The following is a 14089-nucleotide window of genomic DNA, read 5'->3' on the forward strand; positions in this document are numbered from 1 at the left end:
ACCGTTCCGTCGGCATGCAGTGAGCGAGGCGGTGGTGCGTACATGCTGGAGATCGGGCGCCTGACCGTGCGATTCGGCGGCGTCACCGCGCTCGACGCCGTCGGGCTCATGGCCGGGCCGGGCGAGCTGGTCGGCCTGATCGGCCCCAACGGCGCGGGCAAGAGCACCCTGTTCGACTGCGTGACCCGCCGCCGCGACCCGGACGACGGGAGCATCCGGGTCGGCGGCCAGGACATCCTCGGGCTCCCGCCCCACCTGGTGGCCGGGTGCGGCATCGCCCGGACCTTCCAGCAGCCGACGGTCTTCCCGCGCTTGTCGGTCCGGGAGAACGTGATGACCGGCGCCCACCGGTTCGGCGCGGCCGGGTTCTGGCGGGCCGCGTTCGCGTGGGACGGGGAACGGCGCCTGCGCAGCCACGCCGACGCCGTCCTCGACCGGTTCGGCCTGCTCGACGTGGCCGACCACCCGGCGGCCGGGCTGCCCTTCGGCGTGCTGAAACGGGTGGAGATCGCCCGCGCGATCGCCGCTCAGCCGAGGCTGCTCCTGCTCGACGAGCCGGCCGGAGGGCTGAGCCCGGAGGAGGCGCTCTCGCTGGCGGGCCTCATCCGCCACCTGCACCGGGAGACGGGGATGACGGTCATCGTGGTCGAACACCACATGGAGTTCGTCCTGGGCCTGTGCGAACGCATCGTCTGCCTGGACCTCGGCCACAAGATCGCCGACGGTCCCACCTACGTCGTACGCCGGGACCCCGCCGTGATCGCGGCCTGCCTGGGGGCGCGGTGATGGCAGTGCATGTCGGCGTACCACTCGGCCTCTCGTTCGTCGTCGCGGGTTCGGCCATGGCGAAGCTGCGGGTGGGCGGCCCGCTGATCCTCCGCGAAATGACCGTGATGCGGTGAACGGGCTTGAGGTGAGGGCCTTGCGAGCCGGATATGGGGCCGCGCGGGTGCTGCACGGGGTCGATCTCGTGGCGGGGGAGCGGGAGATCGTTCTGGTTCTCGGGCCCAACGGGGCCGGGAAGACGACTCTGCTCCGGGCGCTGTCCGGGCTGGTCGCGGCGCGGGGAGCGGTGAAGGTCGGCGGGGTATCGGTGCTGGGGCTGGCGCCCGAGGAGATCGTGCGGCGGGGGCTCGGGCACGTGACCGAGGAGCGTGGCGTGTTCGGGCCGCTGACCGTGGAGGAGAACCTGCGGGTCGGGGCGTTCGCGCGGCCGTGGCCGCGACGCGGCGTCGATGACGACCTCGCGCGCGTCTTCACCTACTTCCCGGTGCTCCAGGCCCACCTCCGGCAGCCCGCCGGGACCCTCAGCGGCGGCGAGCAGGGGATGCTCGCCATCGGCCGCGCGCTCATGGGGCGGCCCCGGGTGCTGCTGCTCGACGAACCCTCGCGGGGGCTGTCACCGGGGCTGACGGCGCGGCTGTTCCAGACGCTCGCGGCCATCGCCGGGCGTGAGGGCGGCACGATCGTCGTCGCCGAGCAGAACGCCCGCGCCGCCGCGCAGGTCGCCCACCGGGTGCGGACCCTCGACGCCGGGCGGCTGGTCGCGTGATCGGCCAGGTCGTCCACGGTCTGGGGACCGGCGCCGTCTACGCCGCGCTGGCGCTCGCGCTCGTGCTGGTCTACCGGTTCACCGGGGTCGTCAACTTCGCGCAGGGCGAGCTCGCCATGGTGTCGGCCTACGTGGCGTGGCAGTTCGTCGACGCCGGGCTGTCCTACTGGGTGGCGCTCCCGCTGACCGTCGCGGCCGCGTTCGCCGCGGGTGCGCTCGCGCAGCGGCTCGTGATGCGGCGGGCCGGAGACGCGGCGCTCATCATGACCATCGGCCTGTACGTCTTCGTCCACGCCCTGGCCGCGCAGATCTGGACCTCGGCGCTGCGCACCTTCCCCAACCCCTTCCCCGGCGGTCCTCTCGGGGTGGTCGGCCCGCTGGGCGTGGTGGCCGGGGTGCTCGCGCTGCTGTACGTCGTCATCCGCCACAGCGGCGCCGGGCTGACCCTCCGGGCGGTCGCCGCCGACCCGAGGGCCGCGCGGCTGTCGGGGATCCGCGTCGGGCGGGTGCACGCCCTCGGCTGGGGGCTGGCCGCCGGGGCCGGTGCGGTGTCGGGCGTGCTGGTCGCGCCCGTCGTCTTCCTGGAGCCGGGGATGATGGGCGGCGTCCTCGTCTCGGCGCTGGCCGCCGCCGCGATCGGCGGTTTCACGCACCCCGTGGGGGCGGTCACCGGCGGCCTGCTCATCGGGGTGGCCGAGACGCTGACCGGCACCTACCTGTGGGCGGACCTGCGGGTCGTGGTGCCGCTCGCGATCATGCTGGTGCTCCCGGCGATCAGGGTGCGCGGCCTGGCGCGGGTGCGCGCGTGAGCGCCGTCACCGGGCACCGCCGCCCGGCCGTCGGGCAGTACGCCGGAGACCGCCGCCGGGCCTGGCCCTACCCGCGCACCTCGCTGGGCGTGGCCGCGTTCGCGGCGGTGGCGGTGCCGTTCGTGGTGCCGCCCTACCCGCTCCACCAGGTCACGCTCGTGCTGGTCTACGTCGTGGCGCTGCTCGGGCTCGACCTCGTCACCGGGCACGGCGGGCAGATCTCGCTCGGCCACGGGGCGTTCTTCGGGATCGGGGCCTACGCGGCGGCGGTCCTACTCTGGCTCGGCGTGCCCCATCCGGTGACGCTGCCGGTGGCCGGGCTGGTCGCCTACGCGCTCGGGCACGCCTTCGGCCGCCCGGCGGTCCGGCTGAGCGGGGTCTACCTGGCGGTCGTGACGTTCGCGGTGGCGGTGGCCGTACCGCCGCTGATCAGGAGGTTCGCCCCCGGCGGCGCGATGGGGCTGCCGGTGCGAACCCCGGGCGCGCCCTCCTTCACCGGGCTGGCCGACGATCAGTGGGTCTACCTGCTCGTCCTCGCCGTCGCGGCGGTGGCGTTCGCGGTGATGCGGTCGGTGGTCCGGTCGGGGGCCGGACGGTCGCTGGCGGCGCTGCGGGCCGATCCCGGCGCCGCCGAGACGCTCGGCATCCGGCCCGACGTGACGCGGGCGCGGGCGTTCGCCTGGTCGGCCATGTACGCGGGCCTGGCGGGCTGCCTGTTCACCTGGACGACCGGGTTCGTGGCCCCCGAGTCGTTCACCGTCACCCTGTCGATCGCGCTGCTGGCCGGGATCGTCATCGGCGGACTCGGCACCGTGCCGGGCGCGGTGATCGGCGCCGTCGTGGTGACCTTCCTGCCCGCGCCGGGGCTGGTCCCCGGGCTGGCGCTCATCCTCGTGCTCGCCGTCGCGCCCAACGGGGTGACCGGCCTCGTGCGCCGGGCGCCGGCCTTCTTCCGGAAGGACGTGCCGTGAGACGGCTCGCGCTCGTGGCCCTGCTCCTGGTGTCGGCGTGCCGCCTGACCTCGGCCGAGGTGGTGGTGAACAGCCCCGCCGAGTGCGCCGGTCAGCGCGCCGACGGCCTCTACCCCGAGAAGGTGGTCGTGGGCGGGATCTACCCGCTGTCGGGGCCCGCGTCGGCCTACGCGGCGGTCGCCCAGGGCGTGTCGGCCTATTTCGCCCACGCGAACGAGCACGGCGGCGTGGCCGGGCGGCAGGTCGAGTTCCTGGTGCGCGACGACGGCTACCAGCCCGCCCGCGCCGTCGAGGAGGCCCGGCGGCTCGTCGACTCCGACCGGGTCTTCGCGCTGTTCCAGACGCTCGGCACCCCGTCCACCGCCGCCGTGCGCTCCTACGCCGACCAGCGCGGCGTGCCGCAGCTCTTCGTCGCCTCCGGCGCCTCCGAATGGGCCGACCCCGCCTATCCGTGGACGATCGGCTTCCAGCCCACCTACGCCGCCGAGGCCCGCGTCCTCGCCCACTACCTGCTGGACGAACGGCCGCACGCCACCGTGGCCGTGCTCTACCAGAACGACGACTTCGGCCGTGAACTCCTGACCGCCTTCGAACGGGCCGTCGCCGGAACGGGCGTCCGGGTGGTCGCGCGCCGGAGCTACGAGGTCATGGACGCCGACGTCCAGGCCCAGATGGCGAGCCTGGCCGAGTCGGAGGCGGGCGTCTTCCTCAACGTCGGCACGCCCAAGTTCGCCGCGCAGGCGCTGGCCGCCGACGCCGCGATGACCGGCTGGAACCCGCTCCACCTGCTCAACGGCGTCGCCAACACGCCCTCCCTGATCGCCGCCGTCGGCCCCGAGGTCCTGCGCGGCGTGCTGACCACGAACTTCTACAAGGACCCGGCCGCCTGGCCGGACGACCCCGACGTGCGGACCTACCTCGACGCCGTGGCCCGGCACGCCCCCGACGCCGACCCGTCGAGCTCCCAGGTCATGTTCGGCTGGACGTCCGCGCAGGCGTTCGCGGCGACGATGGAGCGCATGGACTGCCCGTCGCGGGAGGGCCTGATGGCGGCGGCCAGGAACCTGCGCGAGGTGAGGATCGGCACCCTGCTCCCCGGCATCACCCTCTCCACCGGGCCCGGTGATCCTCATCCCGTGGAGGAGCTGCGGGTGTTCCGGTTCGGCGACTCGCGGTGGGAAGCGGTTTAATACGGTACTGATGAGTCACATTCATGTTGACCGGAAGATCCTCCAGGCGGGCGCGGCCTACCGCAACCTGCTGGTGTCGTCGACCGGTCTGGTGCCCGACGAGCCGACCGTCGTGGAGACCGGGTGCGGAACCCGGGTCCCCGCCGCGATGACGTCGATCCGCCCCGAGAGCGTGACCTGTCTGCCCTGCCGGGAACACGCGGCCAAGGAGCACCTCGGCTACGCCGACCAGGTGCACCGCCTCAGCCGGATGACGGGCTCCGTCGTCAGCGCCGCCGACGCCGACGCGGCCGCCCGCTGGGCACGTGACATGGCCCGGAAGTTCGCGAACTGACATCGTTTGCCGACTGTTCCATGACTCTCAACCTGCCGCCCTGACACCTGATGATCATGGGATGATCAGCGGGAATTCGGGGGAGACGACGCGGTGGTGGATCGATTGCTGCTCGACATCGACGAGGTCGGGCGGACGACTCTTCGGGTGTGGCCGGCGGAGAAGGAGACCGGTGAACCCGCGGGGTTCGCCTGCCCGCCCGACCCGCCCGACCTCCGGTGGTATCTGGAGGACTACCTGCGCGCCCCCTACGGCGTCGACTCCAGCCGGGGCCTCACCGAGGCCGCCCGCCTGGCCACCTGGGGCGAGGCGCTCTTCGAGGCCGTCTTCGGCTCCGGCGACCGCAGGGCCGTCTACGAGGCGGCGCGCGCCGGGGAGGAGCCCGTCGAGCTGGTGATCCGCGCGGTGTCGCCGGACCACCTAGCCCTGCCGTGGGAGCTGCTCCGCGATCCCGCCCGTGCGCGGTTCCTCGCCCTCGACGGCGTCGCGGTGGTCCGCGGCAGGCCCGGCACCGACCCGGCGGAGCCGCTGTCACACGTCGGCGACCGGCTGCGGGTGCTCACCGTGCCCGTCAGGGGAGACCATCCGATGATCTCCCGGCCACTCCTCGACCGGCTGGGCGAGGCCGTCGACCTCGTCGTGCTGCGGCCGCCCACCGTGGCGCGGCTCCGCGAGGTCCTCGACGAGGGCGAGCCGTTCCAGGTCGTCCACTTCGACGGCGGCGGCCTGGCCGAACCGGCCGACGACGTCGCCGGGGCGCTGAAGGACGTGCCGGTGGTGATCGTCAACGCCTGCCCGCCCGAGGCCGCCGCCACCCTGGCCGGCGCCGCGACGTCGGTGGTCGCGCTGTCCCACCGCATCGACGCCATCGCGGCGGCCGACTTCCTGACCCGCCTCTACACGCGTCTCCTCTCCGGCGACACCGTCACCGCCGCCGTCACCGCCGCCCGCGCCCTGCTGGCCGAACACCCCGACCGGACGAGCCCCCGCGGCCCGCTGCCGCTGGGCGACTGGGCGCTCCCTGTCCACCACCTGCGGCGTGACATGCGCTTCCCCGGCCTGGCCGGCGCTCCGGGCGCGCCCCGCCGTGCGAAGGACACGTTCGTGGGGCGCGACGACCTCTTCTACGACCTGGAGGAGGTCGTCCACGACCGGCGGGGTGTGCTGCTGCACGGGCCGCCCGGCATCGGGAAGACCGAGCTGGCCAGGGCGTTCGCCCAGTGGTGGCGGGCGACCGGCGGCACCGACGCCGACGGCGTGGTCTGGCACACCGTGCGGCCTGGATCGGGCCCCGACGACGCCGTCGCCGCCGTCGGCTCGCGCCTCCTCGGCGCCGAGTTCACCCGCGCCGACCGCACCCGGCGCCGCGAGATGGTGCGCGCCCTCCTCGCCGAACGGCGGCTGCTCCTGATCCTGGACGACGTCACGAGCCCCGATCTGGCCGGTTTCGCCACCGAGGTGGCCACATCCGGGCGCAGTGCGGTCGTGCTCACCGCCCGGAGCGCCGAGGTGGCCGGTGACCTGCCCCGGATCGAGGTCGGCGGCCTGACCCCCGAGGCGGCGAACCGCTACGCCGACCACGTGCTCGGGTCACGCCCGGCGGCCCTGTCCCGGCGGCAGCGGTGGCTGTTCTCCGACCTGATGACGGCCCTGGCGGGCCACCCGCTCGGCATGCGGCTGATCCTGCCGCGCCTGGAGACCACCGAGCTCGAAGACCTGCTGGCCGCCCTCCGCGACGACGGGAAGAACCCGCTGGAGGCCGGGGCCCGCCACGCCCTGCTCCACCTGTCGGCCGACGACCGCCGCCGCCTGGGCGCCGCGTCGCTGTTCCCCGGCGTGGTGATCGCCGACGTCCTCGGCATGATGTCCCACTTCTGGTCGGCCCCCGACGCCTTCCTCGGGCTCGGCCCCGGCGCCTGGCGCGCGGTCCTCGACCGCGCCGCCTCGACGGGCCTGCTCACCCGCGTCCACGTCGACACCGACACCGGCCAGGGCCTCAGCACCGGCTCGGCGCTGGCCATGGCCATGGGCATGTACGACGTCCACCCCGCCCTGCGCACCCACCTGACCGACGAGTGGCGGGCCCTGAGCCCCCGCGACTTCAACCAGCAGTACGCCGCGACCCGCTTCGCCCTCCTGGAGGCCACGGCCGGGTTCGCCCTCCGGCTGCACCACCAGCTCACCCACGGCGACGCCGAGATCGCCTCCCGCGTCCTGCACGTCCAGTACGACAGCCTCGCCGGCATGTTCGGCGCCGCGCTGGAGACCCGCCAGTGGCGCAGCGCCCAGCAGATCGCGACTGTCCTCACCGAACGCTGGTCCCGCGACCTCGACGAAGAGGGCCGCGAATGGACCGCGCGGGCCCGCCGCACACTGGAGTTCGCGGGCGGCATCGCCCCGTCCCTCGACGGCGCCGCCGGTGAACTGTGGTTCTCCCTGGTCGCCGGCGACGCCGAACGCCACCTGACCGCAGGCCGCTTCGCCGAGGCCGGAAGCGCCTACGAAGACCTGCTCCGCGCGCTTCCGCAACGCCCCGTGACCGAGTCGCTGGTCGCCGTCCAGCACCAGCTCGGCCGCGTCGCCGAGGAGCGGAAAAAGTGGGACGACGCCGAGACGTGGTACCGCACCGCGCTGACCGGCAGCGAGGCGCTCGACTACCGGCCGGTGATGGCGAGCAGCCGCCACGGCCTGGGCCGGGTCGCCCACGAGCAGGGCCGGCTGACCGACGCCGAGACCTGGTACCGCACCTCGATCGAGGTCAACGGCGCCCTGGGCGACCGGCGCGTCATGGCGGCGACCTACCGCCAGCTGGTCAGGTTGGCCGAGGAGCAGAACGCGCTCGACCGCGCCGTCGACTGGGTCATGCGCTGTGTGGGGCTCCCCGGGCAGGATCCGGTGGAGATCGGGGTCGACCGGCTCGACGACCTGTGGCGGACGATCACGGGGGCGTCGTTGCCGGTCTCCGTCCACGACTACGTGGTCGACCGGGCGGGATGGCTCGACGAATGACCCACCCCACCCGGCCACTCCGCTAGGCGGGCGGCGGGACCTGGTAGGTCTTGGCCAGATCCGAGATCGAGTGCTCCTTGAAGATCACCGCGCCGCCGATCGCGTCCTTGTCCGGCTTGGCGATGTACGACGACAGCGACGCCGGCTTGTCGTACACGGTGAAGTCCATCGGCGTCCCGCCGAAGCCGCCCTCCCAGGCGCTCTGCGACCGGTGGGCCTTGATGATGCCCTCCCGCGAGAGGTCCTTGGCCGCGCAGGCGGCCTTGAGGGCGTCGCCGACGATGACGGCCTGCACATAGCCGGAGGCCACCCCGCTGTCGAGCAGCTCACCGGGGAACTTCGCCTGGTAGTCCTTGATCAGCTTCTCGTACGCCGGCAGCGGCGCCGAGATCGGGGCCCCGGCCGTCACCACGTAGTAGTCCTTGAGCAGCGCGGGCGCGGCGGGCGTGTCGAGGAGCAGCGGGCTGTAGGCGGAGTTGCTCCCCATGAACGGCACGTCGAGCCCGGAGGCCAGCGCCACGCCCACGAGCGAGGCGGCCTGGCGTGGCCCGACCGACACCAGGATCGCGTTCACCCCGGCCTTCTTGAAGGCGGTGGCCTGCGCGGTCATGTCCTGGTCGGTGGCCTTGATCTTCTGCTCGACCAGGGTCAGCCCGAACTTCTCCGAGGCGAACTTCGACCCGGCGAGGGCGCTCTCGCCGTAGTCGCCCTCGAAGTACAGGTGACCGATCTTGTCGCCCGACTTGAGGCCCTTCTCCTTCATCAGGAAGTCGACGCCGTTGATCATGTCGACGTCGTAGGTCGTCCCCGTCACCTGGATCGCGTCGCTGCCGAGCAGGCCGGTGGCCCACGCGTTCGGGATCGTCAGGATCTTGTCGGCGGTGATCTTCTCCTTGAGCGCCTTCACCATCGGCGACCCGATGAACTGCGGGATCGCCGCCGTGCGCGGCGCGACCTCCGCGTAGGCGGTCATCGCCTTCTGCACGTCGTAGCCGTGGTCGCGGACCACCGTCTCGATGGTCCGGCCGCAGATGCCCCCGGCCGCGTTGAGCTGCTCGAAGTAGAGCTGCTGGGCCTGCGTGACGCTCTTGCCGAGCGGGGCGTAGGGGCCGGTCAGGTCGGTGAGGAGGGACAGGGTGATGGTCGTTGCGGTCACCCCGGCGCCGGTCTTGACGCCGTCGCCGCCCGTCGCGGTGGCCGGGGCCGCCCCGCCGGTGGCCTTGTCGCTGGCGCAGGCCGACGCGGCGAGCGCCAGGACCGCGATGGCGATCGCGGCCTTCCTGTTAGGGGACATGCGGACTCCTGGTTTCTGGTGAGGGGGAGGGAGAGGAGAGGGGCAGCCGCAGGCGCGGCGGTCTCAGGCGGATCTTGCGGAAGAGCCCGAGAAGGCCGCCCGGCAGGAAGAGCACGACCGTGACGACGGCCGCGCCGTAGAGGATGCGGGCGGCCTCGGCGGGCGAGACGCCCCCCGGCGTCCCCGGGGTGGCCACCAGCGGGATCGCGTCGCTGTATTTGGTGAGCAGTTGCGGGAGCAGGGAGACGAAGAGGGCGCCCAGGACGGCGCCGCCGACCGAGCCCAGGCCGCCGATGACGATCATGGCCAGGTAGTCGAGGGAGAGCAGCACGCCGAAGTACTCCGGGACGGTCCGCTGGAAGACCAGAGCGAGCAGGACGCCCGCGAGGCCCCCGTACATGCTGGAGAGAACGAAGACCCCGGCCCGGTAGCGCGCGACCGGCACCCCCATGACGCCCGCCGCGATCTCGTGGTCGCGGATGGTGTTCATGGCCCGGCCGGGACGGCCCTTCAGCACGCCCTGCGCGAAGACCATCGACAGCGCGACCAGGACCAGGCCGAGGAACCACAGCCGTTCCAGCGTCCCGAACGGGACCTGAAGGACGACCAGCGCGGGGGCGTCGCCGAAGGAGAACCCGAACAGGTTCAGCTCCGGCACCGCCCGGCCGTTGAAGCCGCCCGTCAGGTGCTCGGCGTTGAACAGGACGTGCTGACCCCCGAAGATCAGCGCGAACGTGGCGATGCCCAGGTAGGCGCCCTTGAGCCGCCCGGCGATCGGGCTGAACAGCCCGCCCGCCACCCCGGCGACGACGACCGCCAGCACCGCCGCCAGTCCCGTCGGCAGGCCCAGCCCGCTCAGCTTCGCGGTCGGCTCGGCGGAGAAGAACACGTACGCATACGCCCCGACCGCCAGGAAGAACGCGTGGCCCATCGAGAGCTGGCCCGTCGCGCCGGTGAGCAGGTTGATGCCGATGGCGCCGATCGCGGCCGACATCGCGAACAGCCCGGTCTGGAGCCAGAAACCGTCGAGGTAGAACGGCACCAGGCACAGCACGACGACGGCGCCGGTCCAGGCGAGGTACCTATACACGCGCCAGCTCCTTCGTCCCGAACAGCCCGGCGGGCCGGATGAGCAGGATCACGAGCATCACCAGGAACGGCGCCACGTCGCCGATGCCGCGGCCGAGGAACGCCATGTCGTTCTGGTAGCCGCTCATCATCGACTCGGTCACGCCGATGATCAGGCCGCCGACCAGCGCGCCCGTGGTCGAGTCGAGCCCGCCGAGGATCGCCGCCGGGAACGCCTTCAGCGCCACCAGCGACGTGCTCCGGTCGAGGCCCGGCGTCGGGAAGACGCACAGGAACAGCGCGGCCACCGCCGCGAGCGCGCCCGCGACCGCCCACGCGCTCATCGACACCCGCCCGAGCCGGATGCCCATGAGCGAGGCCGTCTCGGCGTCCTCGGCGGCGGCCCGCATCGCCACGCCCCAGCCGGTGTACTTGAACGCCAGCAGGAACGCCGTGATCAGCAGCGCCGCCGTCACCAGGGCGACGATGCGGGTCTCCGCGAGGGTCACGCCGCCGAACCGCACGACCTGGCTGCCCCACGGGTCGCCCATGGCCAGCACGTCGGTGCCGATCTGCCGGGTCAGCTCGGTCGTCAGCACGATGTCCACGCCGATCGTGACGATCGCGAGCACACTGTGCGAGGCCACATTGGCCCGCCGGATCACCAGGAACTCGATGAGGGCGGCGACCAGGGCGGCGGCGGCGATGCCGATCAGCAGCGCCGCCCAGAACCCGACAATGGGCCACAGCCGGGCCACCAGATAGCCGCCCGCCAGCAGCAGCGACGCGTGCGCGAAGTTCACGACCTCGGTCGCCTTGAAGATGATCACGAAGCCGAGCGCGATGAGCGCGTACACGGCTCCGATGGAGAGTCCGTTGACGAGCAGCTCCACGAACGTGGTCACGTGCCCTCCGTCCCGAGGTAGGCGCCGATGACGGCGGGGTCGGCCTGCACCTCGGCAGGGGTTCCGTCGGCGATGCGCCGGCCGAAGTCGAGCACCGTGACCCGGTCGGCGAGCCGCATGACCATGCCCATGTCGTGTTCGACCAGCACGATCGAGATGCCGAGGCTGGTGCGGACCGACAGGATCAGCTCGGCCATCTCCTGCCGTTCGCCGCTGTTCATCCCGGCCACCGGCTCGTCGAGGAGCAGCAGCTTCGGCTCCATGCACAGCGCGCGGGCCAGTTCCACCCGCTTCTGTACGCCGTAGGGCAGCAGCCCCACCGGGAACGCGAGCCTGCCGGTCAGCCCGACGAAGTCGGCGATCTCGGCGACCCGTTGAAGATGGCGCCGCTGTTCACGCCGGGCGTTCGGCAACCGCAGGCCCGCCGACACGAACCCCGTCGACGTCAGCCGGTGGCGCCCCAGCAGCAGGTTCTCCAGCACCGGCGCCCGGGGCGACAGCGCGATGTTCTGGAACGTCCGGGCCACTCCCAGCGCCGCGATCCGATGCGGCTTCAGTGTCGTGAGCTCGGCCCCGCCGAACCGCACGCTCCCGGACGTCGCCCTGTAGACCCCCGACAGCACGTTGAAGCAGGTCGACTTCCCGGCGCCGTTGGGCCCGATGACGGCGTGGACGGTCCCCGGCGCCACGGTGAAACTCACGTTGTCGAGCGCGGTGAGCCCGGCGAATCGGACGGTCACGTCACGCACTTCGAGGGGTTCCATACCGTCCGGTTGGTATGCCGTAGTCATATTACGACCACCTCGACAGCGTGCGCGTCTCGAGCGCGCCCTCCACGGCGTCGGCGATGCCGAGGTAGCGCCGGCGCACCTCGTCGCTCTCCTTGAGTTCGGCGGCGGTCCCTTCGAGCACCACCTCGCCGACCTCCAGGACGTACGCGTGCGATGCCAGCGACAGGGCCATCGCCACGTTCTGCTCCACGAGCAGGACCGAGGTGCCCAAACTGTTGATCTCCTTGATCGTTTCGGTGATGCGGGCCGCCATCAGCGGCGCCAGCCCCAGAGTGGGTTCGTCGAGCAGCAGCGTCGTCGGCCCGGCCATCAGCGCCCGCCCGATCGCGAGCATCTGCTGCTCACCGCCGGACAGCAGCCCGGCCCGCTGCCTCGCCCGTTCGGCGAGGACGGGAAAGAGCTCGACGACCTGTGCGTGTGCCGCTGCATAGGCTTTACGAGGCCGGCCGAGACCGCCCGCGCGGAGGTTCTCCTCGACCGTCATCCGGGCGAACACCCGCCGCCCCTCCGGCACCTGGACGACCCCCTGCGCCACCACGGCGGCGGCCGGCAGCCCGGTCAGCCTCCGGTCGCCCAAGGCAACGGTGCCCCCGCAGCTTCCCCGGTGGAACCGGAGCGTGCCCGAGATCGCCCGGAGCAGGGTCGACTTGCCCGCGCCGTTCGCGCCGAGCACGGCGACGATCGACCCGGACGGCACCCGCATGGACACCCCGCGCAGCGCCCGCACCGGCCCGTAGCCCACCACCAGATCGCTGACAGCGAGATCGGCCATACGTGATTCCTCCAAGAGCGTCGGTGGTGCACACCAAACCCCGCGCGTGCACCGTCGTCCAGATGCCCCGGTGAAGTCGCGACCCCTGCCCACTCATGACCGACCCCCGTTGTGCAACCGCACAACGGCGTGTCACGAAACGAAACCGAACCTTGTTCCGGAACGGGGCGGATGGCAGGTTGGGGAGATGCGCTCCCTGACGCAGAACCAGCACGACGCTGAAGTCCGTGAGCTGCTGCGCGACGCGGCCGGAGCCCTGCTGGCGCGGCTCCCTGAGCTGACCGACGAACTGGTGACCCGGGTGCGCGGCGGCGACGAGGCCTACTGCACGTTCGTCTCCGCCGACGACCACTGGCAGAGCACCAGGGAAGGGCTCCGCATCGGCATCACCACGATGATGCAGGACCGGCGCGACCGCCGCGACCTGCCGTTCACCGAGGCGATGGCCCGCCGCCGGGCCGAACAGGGGCTGCCGGTCGACTCCCTCATGCGCATGTACCGGCTGGCCGCGCAGGTGATGTGGTCGGCCCTGGTCGACTACGTCGAGCGGGAGCGGCCCGAACGCATCGGCGTGCTGGTCAGGGTGGCCACCATCGTCTGGCACGCCATCGACCGGCAGGCGCTGGTGGCCGGCAACACCTACCGGAGAAGGGAGCAGGAACTGCTCGGGCGCAACCACGAACGCGTCAACGCCCTCCTCGACGCCCTCCTCGACGGCACCGCCGACGCCGGTGTGGTGCACGGCGCCGCGGCCGCGCTCGACCTCCCCGAGCGGGCCCGCTTCGCGGTGGTGACGGTACGTTTCCCGATCCGCCACGACCACGAGAGCACCCGCCTGCCCGAGAAGATCGGCCAGATGCGCCTGATGTGGCGCATGCGCACCGGCCACGAGGTCGGCGTGGTCGCCCTCGGCGATGCTTCTCTGGACGACCTGACCGAGGGCCTGCGCCTGGTGGTCAGCGGGGTGGCCGGGGTCAGCCCGGTGGTGGAGAGCCTGGTCGACCTGGGCGACGCCCACCGCCTGGCCGAACTCGCGATGCGCACCTGCGTGGACAGCGGCCCCGAGATCGCCCGGCTCGACCAGCGGCTCCCTGCGGTGCTCGTCATCTGCCAGCCCGAGATCTCGGGCCATCTTGTCGGCGGCGTGCTCGGGCCGCTGCTCGCCCTGGACGGCGCCGACAAGGAGGTCCTGCTGATGACGCTGGAGACCTGGCTCCAGTGCGAGGGCTCGGCGGCCCGCGCGGCCGGGCGCCTCTACTGCCACCGCAACACGATCATCAACCGGATCCGCCGCATCGAGCAGCTCACCGGCCGCTCCCTGTCCCGTCCCCGGGACATCGTCGACCTCACTTTGGCCTTGGACGCGGTCCGGTTACTCCCTCTCTGAAGGAGAG

At 72.6% G+C, this 14089-nt stretch carries 13 protein-coding genes; 8 read left to right on the top strand and 5 right to left on the bottom strand.

Translation table 11 applies throughout. The features are described from left to right. Positions 1 to 42 precede the first annotated feature (42 nt). From ACYQ78_RS06520 to ACYQ78_RS06550, 7 genes are all read left to right on the top strand, one after another. On the top strand, positions 43 to 786 hold the full coding sequence (locus tag ACYQ78_RS06520; protein ID WP_459799797.1) for an ABC transporter ATP-binding protein: 744 nt from the start codon (positions 43 to 45) through the stop codon (positions 784 to 786). A 127-nt stretch (positions 787 to 913) separates the two neighbouring features. Continuing rightward, the gene (locus ACYQ78_RS06525) at positions 914 to 1552 is read left to right on the top strand and encodes an ABC transporter ATP-binding protein (RefSeq protein ID WP_459799798.1); all 639 of its coding nucleotides are present in this window, start codon (positions 914 to 916) and stop codon (positions 1550 to 1552) included. Further along, on the top strand, positions 1549 to 2361 hold the full coding sequence (locus ACYQ78_RS06530) for a branched-chain amino acid ABC transporter permease (protein ID WP_459799799.1): 813 nt from the start codon (positions 1549 to 1551) through the stop codon (positions 2359 to 2361). The genes ACYQ78_RS06525 and ACYQ78_RS06530 overlap by 4 nt, the downstream gene beginning before the upstream one ends. Beyond that, on the top strand, positions 2358 to 3332 hold the full coding sequence (locus ACYQ78_RS06535; protein WP_459799800.1) for a branched-chain amino acid ABC transporter permease: 975 nt from the start codon (positions 2358 to 2360) through the stop codon (positions 3330 to 3332). Before ACYQ78_RS06530 ends, ACYQ78_RS06535 begins: the two co-directional genes overlap by 4 nt. Then, positions 3329 to 4522: an ABC transporter substrate-binding protein gene (locus ACYQ78_RS06540; RefSeq protein ID WP_459799801.1), complete on the top strand. Its 1194-nt coding sequence runs from the start codon at positions 3329 to 3331 to the stop codon at positions 4520 to 4522. Before ACYQ78_RS06535 ends, ACYQ78_RS06540 begins: the two co-directional genes overlap by 4 nt. A 10-nt stretch (positions 4523 to 4532) precedes the next feature. After that, the gene (locus tag ACYQ78_RS06545; protein ID WP_459799802.1) at positions 4533 to 4856 is read left to right on the top strand and encodes a hypothetical protein; all 324 of its coding nucleotides are present in this window, start codon (positions 4533 to 4535) and stop codon (positions 4854 to 4856) included. A 96-nt stretch (positions 4857 to 4952) separates the two neighbouring features. Continuing rightward, on the top strand, positions 4953 to 7865 hold the full coding sequence (locus ACYQ78_RS06550) for a tetratricopeptide repeat protein (protein ID WP_459799803.1): 2913 nt from the start codon (positions 4953 to 4955) through the stop codon (positions 7863 to 7865). A 22-nt stretch (positions 7866 to 7887) separates the two neighbouring features. Here ACYQ78_RS06550 and ACYQ78_RS06555 read toward each other — a convergent pair whose 3' ends face one another. Genes ACYQ78_RS06555 through ACYQ78_RS06575 form a run of 5 tightly spaced genes read right to left on the bottom strand, consistent with a single transcriptional unit; the run spans position 7888 to position 12695 of the window. After that, a complete protein-coding gene (locus ACYQ78_RS06555) occupies positions 7888 to 9159 on the bottom strand; it encodes an ABC transporter substrate-binding protein (protein WP_459799804.1) in 1272 nt (423 codons plus the stop codon). Next, positions 9149 to 10249 carry a branched-chain amino acid ABC transporter permease gene (locus ACYQ78_RS06560; protein WP_459799805.1) on the bottom strand — a complete coding sequence of 367 codons (1101 nt, stop codon included), beginning with the start codon at positions 10247 to 10249 and terminating at the stop codon, positions 9149 to 9151. The genes ACYQ78_RS06555 and ACYQ78_RS06560 overlap by 11 nt, the downstream gene beginning before the upstream one ends. Next, the gene (locus ACYQ78_RS06565; RefSeq protein ID WP_459799806.1) at positions 10242 to 11132 is read right to left on the bottom strand and encodes a branched-chain amino acid ABC transporter permease; all 891 of its coding nucleotides are present in this window, start codon (positions 11130 to 11132) and stop codon (positions 10242 to 10244) included. The genes ACYQ78_RS06560 and ACYQ78_RS06565 overlap by 8 nt, the downstream gene beginning before the upstream one ends. Next, positions 11129 to 11896, bottom strand: coding sequence for an ABC transporter ATP-binding protein (locus tag ACYQ78_RS06570; RefSeq protein WP_459799807.1), 768 nt, complete (start codon positions 11894 to 11896; stop codon positions 11129 to 11131). The genes ACYQ78_RS06565 and ACYQ78_RS06570 overlap by 4 nt, the downstream gene beginning before the upstream one ends. Before the next feature lie 28 nt (positions 11897 to 11924). Further along, a complete protein-coding gene (locus tag ACYQ78_RS06575; RefSeq protein WP_459799808.1) occupies positions 11925 to 12695 on the bottom strand; it encodes an ABC transporter ATP-binding protein in 771 nt (256 codons plus the stop codon). 187 nt (positions 12696 to 12882) lie between these two features. Between ACYQ78_RS06575 and ACYQ78_RS06580 the strand changes: the two genes are divergently transcribed. Continuing rightward, on the top strand, positions 12883 to 14082 hold the full coding sequence (locus tag ACYQ78_RS06580) for a PucR family transcriptional regulator (protein ID WP_459799809.1): 1200 nt from the start codon (positions 12883 to 12885) through the stop codon (positions 14080 to 14082). Positions 14083 to 14089 lie beyond the last annotated feature (7 nt).

This window comes from Herbidospora sp. RD11066, assembly GCF_054661255.1.

Coding starts and splice junctions, on each gene's coding strand:
- ACYQ78_RS06545 (WP_459799802.1), top strand. CDS start 4,533: ATGAGTCACATTCATGTTGACCGGAAGATCCTCCAGGCGGGCGCGGCC.
- ACYQ78_RS06555 (WP_459799804.1), bottom strand. CDS start 9,159: ATGTCCCCTAACAGGAAGGCCGCGATCGCCATCGCGGTCCTGGCGCTC.
- ACYQ78_RS06580 (WP_459799809.1), top strand. CDS start 12,883: ATGCGCTCCCTGACGCAGAACCAGCACGACGCTGAAGTCCGTGAGCTG.
- ACYQ78_RS06575 (WP_459799808.1), bottom strand. CDS start 12,695: ATGGCCGATCTCGCTGTCAGCGATCTGGTGGTGGGCTACGGGCCGGTG.
- ACYQ78_RS06570 (WP_459799807.1), bottom strand. CDS start 11,896: ATGGAACCCCTCGAAGTGCGTGACGTGACCGTCCGATTCGCCGGGCTC.
- ACYQ78_RS06520 (WP_459799797.1), top strand. CDS start 43: ATGCTGGAGATCGGGCGCCTGACCGTGCGATTCGGCGGCGTCACCGCG.